15 protein-coding genes and 1 tRNA gene are annotated in these 17488 nt (G+C 60.1%); 8 read left to right on the top strand and 8 right to left on the bottom strand.

What is annotated here, in order from left to right; genetic code table 11:
* The first annotated feature begins 121 nt into the window (after positions 1-121).
* The 6 genes from NKI73_RS18940 (at position 122) to NKI73_RS18965 (ending at position 6933) form a co-directional block, all read left to right on the top strand.
* Complete coding sequence (locus tag NKI73_RS18940; protein ID WP_352632286.1) at positions 122-1252, top strand: branched-chain amino acid ABC transporter substrate-binding protein; 1131 nt, start codon at positions 122-124, stop codon at positions 1250-1252.
* Positions 1253-1343: 91 nt separating this feature from the next.
* Entirely contained in the window at positions 1344-2438 is a 1095-nt protein-coding gene (locus NKI73_RS18945; RefSeq protein WP_352632288.1) for an ABC transporter ATP-binding protein, read from the top strand.
* Entirely contained in the window at positions 2435-3334 is a 900-nt protein-coding gene (locus NKI73_RS18950) for an ABC transporter permease (RefSeq protein ID WP_352632290.1), read from the top strand. Before NKI73_RS18945 ends, NKI73_RS18950 begins: the two co-directional genes overlap by 4 nt.
* Positions 3331-4119 (top strand): ABC transporter permease, encoded by a 789-nt coding sequence (locus NKI73_RS18955; RefSeq protein WP_352632292.1) that lies wholly within the window; start codon positions 3331-3333, stop codon positions 4117-4119. Before NKI73_RS18950 ends, NKI73_RS18955 begins: the two co-directional genes overlap by 4 nt.
* Before the next feature lie 104 nt (positions 4120-4223).
* Positions 4224-5261 carry an extracellular solute-binding protein gene (locus NKI73_RS18960; RefSeq protein ID WP_352632294.1) on the top strand — a complete coding sequence of 346 codons (1038 nt, stop codon included), beginning with the start codon at positions 4224-4226 and terminating at the stop codon, positions 5259-5261.
* Positions 5262-5313: 52 nt separating this feature from the next.
* Positions 5314-6933, top strand: coding sequence for a GMC family oxidoreductase (locus tag NKI73_RS18965; protein WP_352632296.1), 1620 nt, complete (start codon positions 5314-5316; stop codon positions 6931-6933).
* Positions 6934-7233: 300 nt separating this feature from the next.
* Here NKI73_RS18965 and NKI73_RS18970 read toward each other — a convergent pair whose 3' ends face one another.
* From NKI73_RS18970 to NKI73_RS19000, 7 genes are all read right to left on the bottom strand, one after another.
* A complete protein-coding gene (locus NKI73_RS18970) occupies positions 7234-8547 on the bottom strand; it encodes an extracellular solute-binding protein (RefSeq protein ID WP_352632418.1) in 1314 nt (437 codons plus the stop codon).
* Positions 8548-8652: 105 nt separating this feature from the next.
* A complete protein-coding gene (locus NKI73_RS18975; RefSeq protein ID WP_352632298.1) occupies positions 8653-9501 on the bottom strand; it encodes a carbohydrate ABC transporter permease in 849 nt (282 codons plus the stop codon).
* Positions 9498-10415 (bottom strand): carbohydrate ABC transporter permease, encoded by a 918-nt coding sequence (locus tag NKI73_RS18980; RefSeq protein ID WP_502905633.1) that lies wholly within the window; start codon positions 10413-10415, stop codon positions 9498-9500. The genes NKI73_RS18975 and NKI73_RS18980 overlap by 4 nt, the downstream gene beginning before the upstream one ends.
* Before the next feature lie 19 nt (positions 10416-10434).
* Positions 10435-11526, bottom strand: a complete 1092-nt coding sequence (locus NKI73_RS18985) for an ABC transporter ATP-binding protein (protein WP_352632300.1) — start codon at positions 11524-11526, stop codon at positions 10435-10437.
* Between the two features lie 45 nt (positions 11527-11571).
* Positions 11572-13083, bottom strand: a complete 1512-nt coding sequence (gene arfA, locus NKI73_RS18990; RefSeq protein WP_352632302.1) for an arabinosylfuranosidase ArfA — start codon at positions 13081-13083, stop codon at positions 11572-11574.
* Between the two features lie 183 nt (positions 13084-13266).
* The gene (locus NKI73_RS18995; RefSeq protein WP_352632304.1) at positions 13267-14193 is read right to left on the bottom strand and encodes an ArsR/SmtB family transcription factor; all 927 of its coding nucleotides are present in this window, start codon (positions 14191-14193) and stop codon (positions 13267-13269) included.
* Between the two features lie 12 nt (positions 14194-14205).
* Positions 14206-14652 carry a hypothetical protein gene (locus NKI73_RS19000; protein ID WP_352632305.1) on the bottom strand — a complete coding sequence of 149 codons (447 nt, stop codon included), beginning with the start codon at positions 14650-14652 and terminating at the stop codon, positions 14206-14208.
* A gap of 65 nt (positions 14653-14717) precedes the next feature.
* Between NKI73_RS19000 and NKI73_RS19005 the strand changes: the two genes are divergently transcribed.
* Positions 14718-15704 (top strand): tagatose kinase, encoded by a 987-nt coding sequence (locus NKI73_RS19005; protein ID WP_352632307.1) that lies wholly within the window; start codon positions 14718-14720, stop codon positions 15702-15704.
* Entirely contained in the window at positions 15704-16972 is a 1269-nt protein-coding gene (locus NKI73_RS19010) for a D-tagatose-bisphosphate aldolase, class II, non-catalytic subunit (RefSeq protein ID WP_352632309.1), read from the top strand. Before NKI73_RS19005 ends, NKI73_RS19010 begins: the two co-directional genes overlap by 1 nt.
* A gap of 367 nt (positions 16973-17339) precedes the next feature.
* On the opposite strand, the gene NKI73_RS19015 is transcribed toward NKI73_RS19010, so the two are convergent.
* Positions 17340-17415 (bottom strand) — tRNA-Ile (locus NKI73_RS19015).
* Positions 17416-17488 lie beyond the last annotated feature (73 nt).

Raw genomic sequence — 17488 nt, forward strand, 5'->3', positions numbered from 1 at the left:
CACGAGTCACAATTTCCGAATTTCGTCGCTGAATACGCGCCCGTACATTGATGATCAGCCGACGATCACGATCGGCCGGGTCGCTACGACGGCGGCAGATAATTCCATTTGAGGTGGAACCATGCAAAACAGGCGCAGTGCGCTTATCCGCGTATCGTCAATTCTGGCCGGGTCTCTGTTTGCCATCGCACTGGGCGCCGCCCAGGCCCAGGCCGACCGGATCAAGCTCGGCTTTATCGGACCGCTCTCAGGCGGCAACGCCCAGCAGGGCCTCGGCGCCCGCAACGGCTTCCTGCTCGCCATCGAACAGGCCAATGCCAGCGGCTACCCGCACCAGGTGGAAGGCGTCGTTCTCGATGACGCCTCCGATCCGGCCGTCGGCGTCTCGGCGGCGCAGAAACTGGTCAACGATCCCTCGGTGGTCGCGGCAACCGGGCATTGGAACAGCTCGGTCGCGCTGGCGACAATCCCGGTCTTCAACCGCTCGCAGATGCCCTTCATCGTCTGGGGCGCGGTCAGCCCGAAGATCACCGAGCAGAATTTCCCGAACGTGACCCGCGTAACCCCGACGCTGGTCAACGAGAACAAGCCGCTGGCCGAAGCCATCGCCAAGCAAGGCAAGATCAAGAAGATCGCCATCATCTCCGACACGACCGACTATGGCGCGGCCAACACCAAATGGTTCGGCGATTTCTTCAAGGCTGCCGGCGGCGAGATCGTTTCTGCGGACGCCGCGGCTGTCGGCACGACCGATTTCCGCGCCATGCTGACCACGGCGAAGGCAGCGGCGCCTGACGCGGTCTATTTCGGTGGCGTCGTCACCGAAGCAGCGCTGGTGCGCAGCCAGATGGCCGACCTCGGCATGGGCAACCTGCCGATGTACGGAATTTCAGGCATCTACGATCCGAAGTTCATCGAGATCGCGGGGGCTGCCGCCGAGGGCACAATTGCCGGAACCCCGGCGGTGCAGTCGAACCCGAAGCTGGAAGAGTTCAACAAGGCCTACGAAACCAAGGCCTATCCCGATCCTGCCGGGTCCTATGCCAAATATGCCTATGAGGCGACGCAGATCCTGCTCGAGGTCATCAAGGAAAAGGGCCTCGACGACAAGGAAGCGCTGAGCAAGGCTGTTCGTGACATCCATCACGACGGCATTCTGGGAACCGTCTCCTTCGATGCGAACGGACAGACCAACATGGCCATCGACATCGACATGTTCGTCGTGCGCAGCGGCAAATGGGAGAAGATGTAGTCACCTGATCAACGCCGCGCCCTATTTGGTGGCGCGGCGTTGAAATCCTTCATCGCCGAGTTCGCAAAGTCCTGACCGGAGCGCCCAGACCATGAATGACGAGGCCGGCCACCGCGCACCTCGAAAGGCTGTCGAGATCAAGGGCGTCTCGAAGGTGTTCGGGACCTACCAAGCGTTGAAGCCGGTCTCCTTCGACATTTACGACAACGAGTTCTTCACGCTGCTCGGCCCGAGCGGCTGCGGCAAGACCACCCTGTTGCGCATGATGGCCGGCTTCGAGCAGCCGACTACGGGGCAGATTTTCCTGCACGGCTCGAACATACAGGGGCTGCCGCCGCACAAGAGGCGGGTCAACACCGTCTTCCAGAGCTATGCTCTGTTCCCGCATATGAGCGTCGAACAGAACATCGCCTTCGGGCTCGAAAACCTCGGCTGGTCAAAAGACCGCCGCGATGCGCGCGTCGCCGATATGCTTCGTCTCGTCCATATGGAGGCATTTGCCAGGCGCAAGCCGCAGCAATTGTCAGGCGGCCAGCGCCAGCGCGTCGCACTCGCCCGCGCCTTGGCACCGGAACCGGAAGTCCTGCTGCTCGACGAACCGCTCTCGGCACTCGACCTGAAGCTGCGCCAGGCCATGCGCGACGAGCTGCGCATCCTGCAACGCAAGACCGGCATCACCTTCGTCTTCGTTACCCATGATCAGGAAGAAGCGCTCGACTTGTCGGATCGCATCTGCGTTCTCGGCGATGGCGAGATCCAGCAGCTTGGGACGCCTGCCGCAATTTACGAGGAGCCGTCGAACCGCTTCGTCGCCGACTTCATCGGCGAGACCAACTTCCTCGACGCCGACGTGATTGCCGTGGACGGCGAGCGGGCAACCGTGAAGACCCCGCTCGGCATGACCTTGACGGCCTCTCACAAGAAAGCGGTCGCCGGCCAGAAGGCCTTCCTCTCGATACGTCCGGAGAAAATCAGCCTGCCCGCCCAGGACAATCCGATTGCTATCGATGGCACGATCATGAGCACCAACTACCTGGGCGGCTACACGTACTATCTCGTTGAAGCGGGCGGCACCAAGCTTCGTATTTCCAAGCGCAACAGTATCAGCCGCGGCCAGATGTTCGAGATCGGGCAGTCGGTGAAAGTCGGCTTTACGGCCGAATCCGTGCGGATTCTCGGTGCATGAAGGCATATACAAAAAGTCCGAGCTGGAACCTCCTCGGTCTGCTGCCGGCCCATCTCATCATGCTGCTGACGCTGATCATCCCGATCGGGATCATCATCGTCGTGTCGTTCTCGACGCGTGGACCTTATGGCGGGTTCGAATATGTGTTCACCGCCGCGCCTTACAAGCAGCTGTTGGTCAACGAAGGCTGGACCGGCGAGCTGGAGTTCAATCCGCAATATCTCATCGTGGTTGGGCGGACGCTGGTCCTGTCGGCCGTGACGACCGCGATCTGCCTGCTTCTGAGCTTTCCGGTTGCCTATTTTATCGCGCTGCAGCGACCGACGATCAAAGTCCTGCTGATCTATGTCGTCACGCTGCCGTTCTGGGTTTCGATGATCGTGCGCGTCTATTCTTGGATCATCATCCTCGGCAAGGATGGTGTCATCGAAAAGACCCTTCGGGGTCTCGGCCTCGTCGACAATATGGACTCGCTGCTGTTCGGCAACACCGCCATGCTGCTCGGTCTCGTCTACAGCTACATTCCCCTGATGATCCTGCCGATCTTCGCCTCGATCGAGAAACTCGACCCTGCACTCATCGAGGCGTCGCATGATCTATACGGCAACCGCCTTACCACTTTGCGCCGCGTTATCCTGCCTCTTACCCGGCCCGGCATGATCGCCGGAGCGATACTGGTGTTCGTTCCGAGCCTCGGCGCGGTGCTGGAGCCGACCCTGCTCGGCGGCGGCAAGACGATGATGATGGGCAATCTCATCCAGTTGCAGTTTGGTGGCGCCCGCAACTGGCCGCTCGGCGCCGCCATCGCCATCGTTCTGATGGCCACGGTCATGGTGTTCCTGATCTTCCAGGGTCTGCGCTCGATGCGCACCGAAGGGCTGGAGCGCGCGTCATGAACGCGGACAATGATGTCAGGCGCTATCCGGGCTTCGGTCTCTTCAGCACGATCTTCTTCGCCTATCTCTATTTGCCCATCGCCGTCGTGGTGTTCTATTCCTTCAATGCGAACCGCATCGTCTCCAACTGGGGCGGCTTCTCCTTGCAGTGGTACGCCACTGCCCTGTCCAACGCGAACCTGATGACGGCAGTGAAGACCTCCTTGCTCGTCGCCGCGGTCGCCACCGTCGCTTCGACGCTTGTCGCGTTGATGGCGGCGTTGGTCCTGGTGCGGGGCCGCAATGTCAGATTCCGCCGCATCTCCGAAGCGGTGGTGAACCTTCCATTGCTCCTGCCCGAAATCGTCGTTGCCGTCGCGGTCCTGATCCTCTTCTCCGAGGTCGGGCTCGCCAACGGAATGGTGAAGCTGATGATCGCGCACACCACCTTCTGCATCCCGTTCGCCTTCCTGCCGATACGCGCGCGCCTGCAGGGCATGGACCTCGACCTGGAGGAAGCCGCCCGCGATCTCTATTCAACCGGCTGGGTCGCCTTTCGTCGCGTCACGCTGCCGCTCATCCTGCCGGGCGTCTTCGCCGGCGCGATGCTCGCCTTCGTCATTTCGATGGATGATTTCATCACCAGCAACCTGTTGAATTCCGGCGGCGCCACCACATTGCCGGTCTATATTTTCTCGCTGATCAAGCAGGGCGTGTCGCCGCAGCTCAACGCGATCTCGACCCTGATCATGGTTGTTTCGCTCGTGCTGGCGACTGTGGCCTTCCTGCTCCAGCGGCGGCAGTAGCAGCGGCGAAGTTTTTCCTAATCAGGGCGTCGGGCAATTCGAATTTATCGAGCCCGACGGTTTGTTATCGTCGCCCCTGGGAGAACAACAAACAGGGGAATGACATGTCGACAAGAACCACAATTGCAGCGCTCGCCATGGCCGGCGCCGCGAGCCTCGCCTTCTGCGCTCCGGCTCTCGCCGAGGGCAACCTGGCCATCTACGCCTGGGCCGATTCCATCTCGCCCGAGATGGTCGCGAAATTCGAGAAGGAAACCGGCATCAAGGTGACGGTCGACGCCTTCTCCTCCAACGAGGATCTACTGACCAAGCTGCAAGCCGGTTCGTCGGGCTACGACATCGTCACGCCTTCGCAGCACTTCGTGAAGATCATGATCGACAGCGGGCTGCTCGAGGATTTCGGCGCCAGCTCGATGGCGGCCTACAGCCAAGTCCTGCCGGACTGGCAGAAACCGTGGTGGGATACGACAGGCAATTATTCGATCCCGCTTGCCTTCGGCAATGCCGGCTATACAGTCAACCGGGATCTCTATAAGGGTCCGATCGACAGCTGGAAGACTTATTTCGAACCGCCGGCGGAACTGCGCGGCAAGATCGCCAGCCTGGCGCAGCCCGACGAAGTCATTCCGGCAGCGGAGAACTATCTCGGAATCAAATATTGCAGCGAAGACGCGCAAGAGATGAAGCGCGTGCTCGATCTTTTGCTGGCGCAGAAGCCATACGTTGCGGCCTATTCCAGCGACAACATTGAAAACCGCATCGGCAGCGGCGAGGTTGCCGCCCATTTCTGGTGGGACGGCAACACCATGCGGCTTCGCCGCAACGACAAGGCCAATGTCGAATACGCGATGCCGAAGGAGGGCTTGGTCGGCTGGCTGGATTCCTATGTCGTGCCGAAGGGCGCGGCCAATATCGAAAACGCCAAGAAGTTCATCGATTTCATGGCCCAGCTCGACAATGCGACAGCACAGTACAACTATTACGGCCACTCCTCGCCAGTGAAGATCGACGAGAGCAAGGCGCTCTACAACAAGGAAAACGCCCCGGAACTGTTCCCGACCGTTCCCGTCAAGATGGGTCAGGCCTGCTCGCCGGCGGCACAGGAACTCGTCACCAAGGTCTGGACGCAGCTTCTGCAGTGAGCCACTCAGCCGGGGCGAGTCGCCCCGGCATCAGTTTTCAATGGGGCTGGCCGTGCAGACCGAAAATCCTGACTACGACTACATTGTCATCGGCGCCGGCTCGGCCGGTTGCGTCCTGGCCAATCGTCTGAGCGCCAACCCATCCAGCAATGTCTGCCTGATCGAGGCTGGCGGCAGCGACAACAGCCTGCGTGTCAAGGTGCCTGCCGGCATTCTCTCGCTCTACGGCAACCCGAACTATGATTACTGCTACGTCGGCGTGCCTCAGCCGAACCTCAACGGCCGCAGGATTCCGGTCAATCGCGGCAAGGCGTTGGGCGGCTCCAGTTCGATCAACTCAATGGTCTACATCAGGGGCGCCGCGCAGGACTATGACGAGTGGGAGCGGCTCGGCTGCACAGGCTGGGCGTTCGGCGACGTGCTTCCCGTCTTCAAGAAGCTCGAGCGCAACCTGCTTGGGCAGGACCCGCGCTACCACGGCACCAGCGGTGAGTTGCTGGTCGACAACCCGCGCGATCCCAACATGCTGTCGTCGATGTTCGTCAAGGCAGGCAACAATGCCGGCCTTCCGGCCAACAGCGATTTCAATGCCGAAAGCCAGTTCGGCCTCGGCATCTACAATGTCACGCAGGATCGCGGCCAGCGCTTCAGCAGTTTTGCCGCCTTCATGCGCCCTGTGCTTGACCGCAAGAATCTCACGATCCTCAGCGAATGCGAGGTCATCGACCTAGCGATCGCCGAAGGGCGCGCAACCGGCGTGCGGGTGCGGCACAAGGGCGAGCAGAAGACGCTATCTGCCCGCCGCGAGATCGTGCTCTCGGCCGGCGCCATCAATTCGCCGAAGATCCTGCTGGCGTCCGGCATCGGCCCCGCCGACGAGCTTCAGGCAATCGGCATAGAGCCGGTTGTCGATCTGCCGGGCGTGGGCAAAAACCTGCAGGACCATGTCGACGGCATGATCACGGTGCGCTCCTCGAGCACGAAGACGCTCGGCCTCTCGCTGCCCAATTTGCCCCGAATGCTGGCGGCGCCCTTTCAGTATTTTGCCGGTCGCAAGGGCATGCTCACCACCAACTATGTCGAGGCCGGCGGCTTCGCCAGGACGAAGTATGCGAACGGCATTCCCGACATCCAGTTCCATTTCGTGCCCGGCTATCGCAGCCATCGCGGCAGACTGGTGGAGTACGGCCATGGCTACGCAATCCACACCTGCGTGCTCCGGCCCAAAAGCGTCGGCGAACTCAAACTGTCAGGCCAGGCATCGAGCCGGGATGTGCTGATCGATCATCGCTTCTTCTCAAACGAAGAGGACGCCAAGGTGCTTGTCGAAGGCATCAAGATTGCGCGTCAAATCCTTGCCGCATCCGAGTTCGACGATATCAGAGGCAAGGAGATGCTGCCGGGCAAGGATGTCCGCAGCGATGACGAGATCCTCGCCTATCTGCGCGCCGAAGCGCTGACCGTGTATCACCCGGTCGGGACCTGCAAGATGGGCACGGACGCGATGGCCGTCGTCGATCCGGCCACGCTGAAGGTGCGCGGCATCAGTGGCTTGCGAGTCGCGGATGCGTCCGTGATGCCGAAGCTGATCGGCGGCAACACAAATGCGCCCAGCATGATGATCGGACAGCGAGCCGCGGAGATGATCCTGGGCCGAGGATCGTCGCTGTAGCGCAATTCAAGAAAAAGAGCGTCGCGGCCTTCGGGCGAAAGCCCATGCCAAGGAATTGGAGACGTTTGGAAAAAAGGATGCGCCGGAGCATTGATTTCATTATCTTTTTCGTGAGCCAAATCGGAAATTTCCCGCGTCGCTCCGTATGCTTCCGCGATCGGGCTATCTCCTGCCTTCTCACTACAGTTGCGGACGTCGGCGCTGCGATCGTTCGACGGTCTCACTTCATCACGTGACGGAAAATGCCCCACGACTGTTTTCCAGCCGCGGGGCATCGGGAGAATCCCGGGAAGCCCGCGGTCAAATGTTGGCGAGCAATTCGTTGACGCGGCTTTCCATGTCGGCGAGCGCGGCATCGACGTCCTTCTGGCCGGTGATTGCGGCGCTCATTTCCTCGCCGACAATGTCCTGGATCGCAAACTGGCGCTGCACCGCGGACGGCAGCGGTCTGCCGAGATCGGCGACCGCGGCAATCGTGTTGCGATGCGGCAGGGCCTTGAACGCAGCCGAGGTGATGATGGCCTTGTATGCCGGCAGGTGACCGGTGCGCGACCATTCGAAGTCGTTGTCCGCGAAGAACTTCAGGAACTTGCCGATCGCTGCCGTCTGTTCAGGCGTGCGGTCCTTTTGGGAGACCGCCCAGGTGTGGCCGTCGGCATATTGCACGTGGGCACCGCCAAACAACTGCGGATACGGGTAGACCGCATAGCCGCCTTTGTTCAGCGCCGTGCCCGCGGTTTCGGACTGGGCATTGTTGTCGCCGACAACCCACGTTCCGTTAAGCTGTACGCCACCGTCACCAGCAAGGAAGGCGTTGATCGCGCCGCCGTAATCGAGATCCTTGGTGGTGTAATCCTTGTCGAAGATCGCCTTGTACATCTCGACGACCTTCTTGGCTTCCGGTGTATTCAGCTTCACGTGCTTCGGATCGGCAAAGAAGTCGGAATCCTGTTGAAAGAGATAGGTGTAGAGATTGCGCGTGTAGAGTGCCGTCTCATTGGCCAGGTTCTGAACGAAGTAGGGCTTGCCGGTCTTCTGCTTGAACTGTTCGGCCTGAGCGAGCAATTCCTCGGGCGACTTCGGAAGCATCGGCGTGCCGTCGGCATTGACGAGCCCGGCCTGTTTGAAGAGATCCATGTTGATGTGATAAAGCATCGTCCAGCTATCGATCGGCAGGCCGTAGATCTTGCCGTCTTTGGTGGCGCCGTTACGCGCTGCATCGGTAAAGGCGTCAGGCGTCACGCCAACCGACTTCAAGAGATCGTCGAGCGGCATCAACAGGCCCTTGGACTGGTAGTCCGAAAGCGCCGATTCATGGATGGTGACGATGTCCGGGGCATCGCCCGAAGCGAATTGCGCGGTCAACTGGTCATAGCCCGGCCATTCCACGGTGCTGACACTGACATGCACGTCGGGATTGTCGGCGTTGAACTTGTTGATGAGGGAGGTGATGATACCGCATTCACCAACTGCCTTGGTGACATCGGTGTTGGTGCCGAAATCGGCATCGCAGGCACCGAAAAAGCGCTGTACCGTCAGGTCCGTTGCTGCAAAGCCTGGGCTGGCGATCATCATTACCCCCGCGGAGACCGCGGCAAACAGTATTTTCTTCATTCTCATGTCAGTTCCTCCTACTGAGTTTCCGCCACTCCACACCGGATTGGCGTCATGCTTTCCATCGCTGCGGCGCACTCCCCCGCCCTGCAATTTTAATTTTCGTTATCGGACCGCGGCGCCAGAGACGGCGGTGACGATGTATTTCTGGAAAAAGAGGTAGACGATCAGGATCGGTGCGCCGGCGAACACCGCCTGCGCCATCAGGAAGCCGATGCCTTCGGACTGGGCGAAATTGGTCTGTGTCGAGGCCATGCCGACGGTGAGCGTGTACATGTCCTTCCTGGTTGCCGAGATCAGCGGCCACAAATAGTCATTCCACGCGCCAAGGAAGGTGAAGATGCCAAGCGTTGCCTGTGCGGGCACCGTGAGCGGCAGCAGCACCTTCCAGAAAATCCTGAACCGGCTGGCATTGTCCAGCATGGCGGCTTCGTCCAGCTCCTTCGGGATGGCCTTGAAATATTGGGTCATCAGGAAGACGCCGAACGAAGCCGACAGGCCCGGGAGGATGAGCCCGTGATAGGTGTTGTGGAACTTCAGTATGCTGAAGATCTGGTGGCGGGCGACAAGCACGGCCTGTTCCGGAACCGCCAGACCGAAGAGCACGATGACGAACAGGATGTTTCGGCCGGGGAAGTTCAGCCGTGCAAAGCCATAGCCGGCGAGCGACGACAGGATCAGCGTGCCGAGTGTCAGTCCGCCCGAGACGATGATGCTGTTGAACACCCAGACGAATACCGACGAGGTGCCGATGGTGTTGATGTAGTTCTTGAGCGTATAGGGCGCGTGAAACACCGAATTCGGATCGGCCATCAGCTCGGCATTTTCCTTCAGCGACAGGCCGATGACCCACAGCACCGGCGCGGTCATGACGATCGAAAGCAGGATGACGAGGGCCAGCAACACGCGGTCGCCAAACACCCGCCCCCTGATGGAAGTGGCTGAAGCTCTCATGCCCGGTCCGCCTTGTTGCGTGTAACGAGGTATTGGGCCATGGCCGCGATCAGGATGAGGATGAACAGGATTTCCGATGCGGCAGCACCCAAGCCCAGATCCCAGCGCCGGAATGCGGTGTCGTAGATGTAGAGCACGATCGGCTTGGTCAGGTTATTCGGGCCGCCACGTGTCATCAGCCAGGCCTGGCCGAACAGCTGAAATTGCAACACGATCTGGATGATGATCACCAGGATGAAGGTGCGCTTGATCGACGGCAGCGTGATCGAGCGCAGCGTCTGCCAGCGATTGGCATTGTCCAGCGCTGCTGCTTCATAAATATCTTGCGGGATCTGCTGCAGGGCCGAGAGAAAGAGCATCATCGGCAGACCGATGCACCACCAGACGGTGGCAATGGCGATGCCGATCATCGCAAGGCTGGGATCGGAAATGAAAGCCGGGGCGGTGGCGCCGAACCATCCGTAGACCGTCGACAACAGGCCGACATTCGGAATGAAGACGATGCGCCAAATCAGTGTGACGATGGTGACCGACAGCACCGAGGAGGAAAAGAACAGGGTCCGCAGCACGGCGGCAGTGCGCGTGCGGCGGTTGAGGCAAAGCGCGAGAAAAAGGCCGATCAGCGCCAGCGTCGGCACTGTCAGAAGCACGAAGTAGAAGGTGTTCCAGACCGATTGCAGGAAGACCTTGTCGTGGAACAGTCTGACATAGTTACCGAGCCCGACGAAATTTCCGGACGAGAACGTGTCGGCCTTATGGAAGCTCAGCCACATCCCCCAGAGCAGCGGGAAGATGAGCAGGGTCGTGAAGAAGAACAGGAATGGCGCGACGAAAATGAAGTTTCGCCATTGCGGCGCGTAGATATCGACGCTGGGCGCCCTGACGCTCGCGGCCGGCGTCGCGGTTTGCGGCATCGTCAGCCGGTCGGCCATATCAGGCCTCCCCCGCGTGCCAGGCGCGGCCGTTCTTGTTGAACAGATGCGATTTCTGGCCGTCGAAAGCGAGCCCGACCTTGTGGCCGACGGCGACGCGGCTGTTGCCGACATCCGAGCCGACAATCTGTTGGCCATCGCCGAGCCGGGCATAAACCAGGGTGCGTTCGCCGAGCCGCTCGAGCACATCGACCATGCCATCAGCATTGCCCTGTCCGGCGGCGACGATGCGAACATCTTCCGAACGGATGCCGAATGTGTATTCGCCATCGGCCAACTGGTTGGAGGCGATCTCGGTGTGAACCGACATACCGTCCGCAAACCTGGCCGTGGCGTTCTCGGCCGATCTGTCGAGTGTCGCCTCGACAAAATTCATCGCCGGTGCACCGACGAAGCCCGCGACGAATTTGGTCGCGGGGCGTTCGTAGATCTCCATGGGAGTGCCGATCTGTTCGATCCTGCGGTTGTTCATGACGACGATGCGGTCGGCGAGCGTCATCGCCTCGACCTGATCATGGGTGACGAAGATCATCGTCGATTGCAGGCGCTGGTGAAGCTGAGCGAGTTCGATGCGGGTGCGGGTCCGCAAGGCCGCATCGAGATTGGAAAGCGGCTCGTCGAACAGGAAGGCCTTCGGTTCTTTGACGATCGCGCGGCCGATGGCGACACGCTGGCGCTGGCCGCCCGAGAGCTGGCCGGGCTTGCGTTCGAGCAAATGCGGCATTTCGAGGATGCGGGCGGCTTCGTTTATCCGTGCGTCGACGACCTCGCGTGACATGCCTATGTTTTCAAGCCCGAAGGCCATGTTGTCGCGCACGCTCATATGCGGATAGAGCGCATAGGACTGGAACACCATGGCAATGCCGCGCTTGCCCGGCGGCAGATGGTCGATACGCTCGTTGTTGATGGCGATCTCGCCGCTGTCGACGGTTTCGAGGCCGGCGATCATGCGCAGAAGCGTCGATTTACCGCAGCCGGACGGTCCAAGAAACACAATGAATTCGCGTGCCTTGATGGAGAGCGACAGATCCTCCAACACCGTCATGGCACCGAAGTGCTTGTTCACATTCCTGATCTCGATATCGGCCGTCACGTCTACGCTCCTCCTCGCGCATGCACTTTCGACAATCCGCTGAAATCAGAGCTTCAGGCGGATCATCTGGTAGGAATAGGCCGGCAGTGACAGGCTCAGCCTGCCGTCCGCAACCGAGGCGCCCGTCCCCCTCCTGGGACCGACATTACCGGGGTTCTCGGCCGAATTGACGGCTTTGAGATCCGCGTGTGCCATCAACTGGTGATCAACGATGTCAGCCGCACCGAAACCGCCGATGTCGATCACGGTTTCGATAGCCTCGCTCGAATGGCGGTTGACGGCGAAGAAGGTGACATGCCCGGTTTGCGTGTCATGCACGCCGGTGACGTCGACATAGGAAACGTCAGCCGCGACGGTGGACTTGTAGGTCGGGCATTCCACCTTGAGATCCAGCGCATTGCCGCGGCCGTAGATCGAAGCAAAGAGATAGGGATAGAAGATCGTCTGACGCCATGCCGGGCCATTGGGAACCGTCATGATCGGCGCGATGACGTTGACCAGTTGCGCCATGCACGCGATCTTGACCACGTCGGAGCGACGAATGAAGGTGTTGAGGATCAGACCGACCTGCAACACGTCCTCGAAATTGTAGATATCTTCGAGCAGCGGCGGGGCGAAGGGCCAGCCGTCATTGCCGCCAAGGATTTTCTTGTCCTGCTCCTTGGAATGGTACCAGACGTTCCATTCATCGAACGAGATGTAGACCTGCTTGTTGGAGCGCTTCTTGGCCTTGATATAGTCGATGACGCCGGCGACCGAGACGATGTAGTCGTCGAGCTTCTCGTTCATGGCGAGATAGTTCGGCGCGTCATTGGCTTCGTTGTCGAAATACATGTGCAGCGAGATGTAATCGACCTCGTTGTAGGTGTGGTCGAGAACGGTCGCTTCCCATTCGGGATAGGTCGGCATCCTGGCATTCGAAGAGCCGCAGACCACGAGTTCCAGCGACTTGGAGAAGGCGCGCATTGCCTTGGCGGTCTCATGGGCCAGGCGGCCATACTCGTCGGCGGTCTTGTGGCCGATCTGCCAAGGGCCGTCCATTTCGTTGCCAAGACACCACAGCTTGACGTCGAAGGGTTCCTTGCGGCCATTGGCGATGCGCCTGTCGCTCCACTCGCTGCCACCGGGATGATTGGTGTATTCCAGAAAGTTGCGGGCTTCATCGAGGCCACGCGAGCCGAGATTGACGGCAAGCATCATCTCGGTGTTGGCGGAGGCGCACCAGTCGGCAAATTCGTGCAGCCCGACTTCGTTGCTTTCCGAGGTGTGCCAGGCGAGGTCGAGGCGCACCGGACGCTCTTCCTTGGGGCCGACCCCATCTTCCCAATTGTAGGCGGACACGAAATTGCCGCCGGGATAGCGGACGATCGGAACATTGAGTTCCCTGACCAGATCGATGACGTCCTGACGCATGCCATTGGCATCTGCCGTCGGATGGCCCGGCTCATAGATGCCGGTGTAAACCGCACGCCCGAGATGCTCGATAAAGGATCCATAGAGCCTCGGATCGATTTTCGAGACAACATAGCGCGGATGCGCCGTGACGGCTGCCTTCATGCATTCCTCCATTGATATCACAAATGATGATTTAAATCACCTTGTTCGATATCAAAGGGAACCAGCGGCCATTCGTCAAGCTAAAAACAGCCATATGTCTGACAATTGAACGTCAGCTTCTACCATTTTTTGGTCCAAATCCCTGAAATTACTGCATTATTTTTGAAACCCGGTTTGATGATATCAACCGGTTTTGATCCTGAGCAGGATGTCCTGATCGTAATTTCCAAATCCCTTGCCGAAAATATTGATCCCACCAGGGCGCTTGGCGTCGTCCTTGACGCCGATACGGATGCGGATCGAATGATGGCCCTTCAGGTCGAGGACAGCGAGGCTGGTTTCGGAAATCCTGACGCCGTCCACATAGGTGCCGTCGGCGGAAATTCGCCAATTCTTCAGCTTGCCATATTGCGAGCCCTTGAGCTTCCACCAGGACGGCGTGAAGACGCCGCGCTTATCGCCGAAATCGCCAGGCGACGTCCAGGTGCCGACATCGACGCCATTGATTGTCAGCGTAATGTCGGAGGGCCAGTCGGCGCTGGTGCCGGGCACCTCCGAGGATAGTTCAATTGCCACTTCGAGTTCAGTGATCTCGGCATTGGCGAGCTTTGCATTGTTGGGGAACTGGTATTCGACAAAGCCACGTGTGAACCACAGCAGCCCGGCTTTCATACGGTCTGGGTCGAGGAAAGTGTTCGGCACATCGAGCAGACCGATGATGCCATCCGGCGAACAGAGACCGCATGGCGCCGTCACCTCGAAATCAGTGTAAAGTCCGATCGGCATCGACACTTCGATCGCATTGTTCCTGACCGCACGATATTCGCTCCTGAACACCACGAGCACTTCTTCGGCGGTCGGATAACAGATCTTCTGGCTGCCTTTCTTCGCCTTCTGGTTCTCGGTGCGAATCAGACCCGCATCCTCGAGCACCTGGATATTGGTCGAGACCGTCGATTGCGGCAGCGACAGCACGGCGGCGACGTCGTTGACATTCATCGGTCCCTTCTCATGCAGCAGTTTCAGCATGGAAATGCGCGCCAAAGAGGCCAGCCCCTTGAGCACGGCAATGCCTTCCTCAGGTTCGATCACCAGAAAATTGCGACTCATGGAATTGCCAGTCTATTCGAAATTCATATCCGAAATTACCTTGTATATCTGAGTATCTGATTTAATCAATGCGCTGACCGAACCCGTGAGTTCGGTTCGGACCACGCGCGATTGATCGGCAGGGCGTGACCTCCGAGAATGTCGACAAGGGTGCTTGTCGGCAATTGATGCTGCAACGGTGAGGATGCCGCTCGCGGCATCCTCCTGTCCGTCCGGCGCAGCGGGGAACGGCTTGCCTTGAACATCAGGCGAACCATTGTTTGAGGACTTTGCGTTGCCGGAGGAAAAACAAGCTCGGTTGAAGTATAGGCTGGGAACGAACATCCGGAGTCCGCCATGAACCATGCAATCTTCGCCAGCAGCTCGCCTCGCAGGATCCGCCAGAGCAATTCGGTGGCGACGCTGAATGCGCTCGATGCACCAGCGCTTCATGCCGCTCGACAACCAGATACTCAACAAGGACGCGGTTTCCGACTCAGCTTCGTGAACCCGCGAACGACACCGCACCCAGGATTGGACGCTTGATGAACGACACCCCCGAAACGCTGGCACCGGACTCGCTCGGACCAACCGTGACAATTGGAGAAATATTGGTAGAGATCGTCGCGAGGGAGACAGGCGCAGGCTTGCGGGAACCTCTCGACCTAATCGGTCCCTTTCCGAGTGGCGCGCCCGCCATCTTCATCGATCAATGCGCGCGTATGGGCGGAGCAGCCGCGATGGTCGGCACGGTCGGCGACGACGATTTCGGCTTCGTCAACATCGAGCGCCTGAAACGAGACGGCGTAGACATTTCCGCTATCGCTGTTTCCCCGGATCATCCGACGGGCAGCGCCTTTGTTCGCTACCGCGAGGATGGAAGCCGCGATTTCGTCTACAACATCGCCAAATCCGCCGCCGCCCTACTGGAATGGACCCCGCAGGTTGAGGCGCTGATCGCGCGTTGCGGGCATATCCATGTCATGGGAACGGTATTCGCGAGCCCCGCCGCCTGGGCGATCACGGAACGCGCGATCCGCCTGATCAAGGCACGCGGAGGCACGCTGTCGCTCGATCCGAACCTGCGCAAGGAATTGCTGGCCCACGGCCAGACCGAGGAGAAATTCGCAGGTCTGGTGGACAAAGCGGACCTGCTGCTGCCGTCGGGCGACGAATTGTTCCTGGCTGCCGACATGGACGACGAGGAACGCGCGATTGAGGCGCTGTTCAAACGAGGGGTTAAGGAGATCGCTGTCAAGCGCGGCAAACATGGCGCGTCGACCCGTCAACGCACCGGCGCCCGTGCCGACTGTCCCGGCCTCATGGTCGAGGAAACGGACCCCACCGGCGCCGGCGACTGTTTCGGGGGAGCCTATGTCGCATGCCGGCGGCTGGGCATGCCGCTGCGGACGGCGCTCGAATTCGCCAACGCGGCGGGGGCGCGCAACGTCACGCGTCTCGGTCCGATGGAGGGAGCCGGCACGCGTGCCGAACTGGAAGATTTCATGGCAAGAACCGCGAGAAGAAGCTGATGCGTGTGGCGATCGAAGATTTGCCGGCCCTGCACAGGGAAGGGAAGAAGATCGGGGTGACCTCGGTGTGTTCGGCACATCCGTTGGTGCTGAAAGCTGCACTGCGCCACGGCCGGGAGACCGGCACCACCGTGCTGATCGAGGCGACGTGCAACCAGGTCAACCATCTGGGCGGTTATACCGGCATGACGCCGGCCGATTTCGCGGCGATGGTGGAAGCGCTCGCGGCGACCGAGCAGTGCCCGAAGGAACTGATCGTACTTGGCGGGGATCATCTCGGACCCAACCCCTGGAAAGACCGGCCCGCCGAGGAGGCGATGGCGCAGGCCGGGACAATGGTCGATGCTTATGTCCGCGCCGGCTTCCGCAAGATCCACCTCGATGCCTCGATGGGCTGCGCGGGTGAGCCGGCGGCGCTCGACGACCACACGGTGGCCGAGCGCGCGGCAAGGCTGGCGGGCGTCGCGGAACAGGCGGCAGCGCAGGGCAGCGGGGCAAGTCCGGTCTACATCATCGGCACGGAGGTGCCGCCGCCCGGCGGTGCCGATCACGCCTTGGATGCGATCACCCCGACCGGTCCGGAGGCGGCTCGCCAAACACATGCCATTCACGCCAAAGCATTCCAGGCCGCCGGGCTCGAAAGCGCGTTTTCCCGCATCGTCGGCCTTGTGGTGCAGCCAGGCGTGGAGTTCGGCAACCAGAATGTGATTTTCTACGATCGGGCGAAGGCCCGCGATCTGGCGGCAACTCTGAACACATTGCCGTCGCTCGTTTTCGAAGCCCATTCGACCGACTATCAGGGCGAGAGGCCGTTGCGTGAACTCGTCGAGGACGGTTTCGCCATCCTCAAGGTCGGCCCCGAGCTGACCTTTAAACTGCGCGAAGCACTGTACGCGCTCGACCTGATCGCTTCCGATCTGGTGCCTGGCTATGGCGAGCGGCCACTTTACCACGCCATGGAAGAGCTGATGCTCGGCGCCCCCAAGAATTGGGCAAGCCACTATTCTGGCGGCGATGCCGACAAGCGGACACTGCGCCACTACTCCTATTCCGATCGCATCCGATACTATTGGGCGACCCCGCAAGCCCGTGCCGCCTGCGACCGACTCTTCGATACGTTGAAGGGCCGGAAGGTGCCGGTGACGCTGTTTCTCCAGCACCTGCCTCGGGCAATCACATGGGCCGGCCGCGCCTGCGACGGCGAGGAGATCGCGATCGATCACGTCCAACGAAGCATCGAGGTCTACGCTCGGGCTTGCGGCACCTGAACCTTCGCGATGGACGGCGATATGTCGACATTGCTCCAGCGCAGGGCCGAGATCATGAGCAGCCGTTTGCCCTCTTCGTGCGGCGAACCGATGTTCGCCAAGTCCGCATGGATGATAGCCCTCGTTGCTTCTAGATCGGTCTCTCCCCAATCGGTGCTGCGTCGCTCAAGATTGTAGAGGTGCAGCCGGGCGGCATCGAAAAGCTGTTCGCGCGTGACGCCACAGCGCACAGTAAAAATACGCGCTCTTCTTTCGTATCAGACCAGCGACTTTTGCCACCCAAACCGCCCAAATGTTGCAGCCATACAGGGCGGAAAGTGCTTTGCAAACACAGATTTGCAGGATTTCCAAGGAGTCTAGAAGACGATGGTGGGCCCGGAGGGACTCGAACCCCCAACCAAGCGGTTATGAGCCGCCGGCTCTGACCATTGAGCTACAGGCCCCACGCCGGCTGGATTAATGTTTTTCCCATCGCGGCACAAGGCTTTCCCGATGGGCTTCCGCAGATCGCCCAAA

The sequence above is a fragment of the Mesorhizobium sp. M0496 genome, assembly GCF_040321205.1.
Lineage (GTDB): Bacteria > Pseudomonadota > Alphaproteobacteria > Rhizobiales > Rhizobiaceae > Mesorhizobium.

Excerpts from the sequence above, each read along its gene's own strand:
- NKI73_RS18940 (WP_352632286.1), top strand. The coding sequence starts at position 122 with ATGCAAAACAGGCGCAGTGCGCTTATCCGCGTATCGTCAATTCTGGCC.
- NKI73_RS18945 (WP_352632288.1), top strand. The coding sequence starts at position 1,344 with ATGAATGACGAGGCCGGCCACCGCGCACCTCGAAAGGCTGTCGAGATC.
- NKI73_RS18950 (WP_352632290.1), top strand. The coding sequence starts at position 2,435 with ATGAAGGCATATACAAAAAGTCCGAGCTGGAACCTCCTCGGTCTGCTG.
- NKI73_RS18955 (WP_352632292.1), top strand. The coding sequence starts at position 3,331 with ATGAACGCGGACAATGATGTCAGGCGCTATCCGGGCTTCGGTCTCTTC.
- NKI73_RS18960 (WP_352632294.1), top strand. The coding sequence starts at position 4,224 with ATGTCGACAAGAACCACAATTGCAGCGCTCGCCATGGCCGGCGCCGCG.
- NKI73_RS18970 (WP_352632418.1), bottom strand. The coding sequence starts at position 8,547 with ATGAAGAAAATACTGTTTGCCGCGGTCTCCGCGGGGGTAATGATGATC.
- NKI73_RS18975 (WP_352632298.1), bottom strand. The coding sequence starts at position 9,501 with ATGAGAGCTTCAGCCACTTCCATCAGGGGGCGGGTGTTTGGCGACCGC.
- NKI73_RS18980 (WP_502905633.1), bottom strand. The coding sequence starts at position 10,415 with ATGCCGCAAACCGCGACGCCGGCCGCGAGCGTCAGGGCGCCCAGCGTC.
- arfA (WP_352632302.1), bottom strand. The coding sequence starts at position 13,083 with ATGAAGGCAGCCGTCACGGCGCATCCGCGCTATGTTGTCTCGAAAATC.
- NKI73_RS18995 (WP_352632304.1), bottom strand. The coding sequence starts at position 14,193 with ATGAGTCGCAATTTTCTGGTGATCGAACCTGAGGAAGGCATTGCCGTG.
- NKI73_RS19005 (WP_352632307.1), top strand. The coding sequence starts at position 14,718 with ATGAACGACACCCCCGAAACGCTGGCACCGGACTCGCTCGGACCAACC.
- NKI73_RS19010 (WP_352632309.1), top strand. The coding sequence starts at position 15,704 with ATGCGTGTGGCGATCGAAGATTTGCCGGCCCTGCACAGGGAAGGGAAG.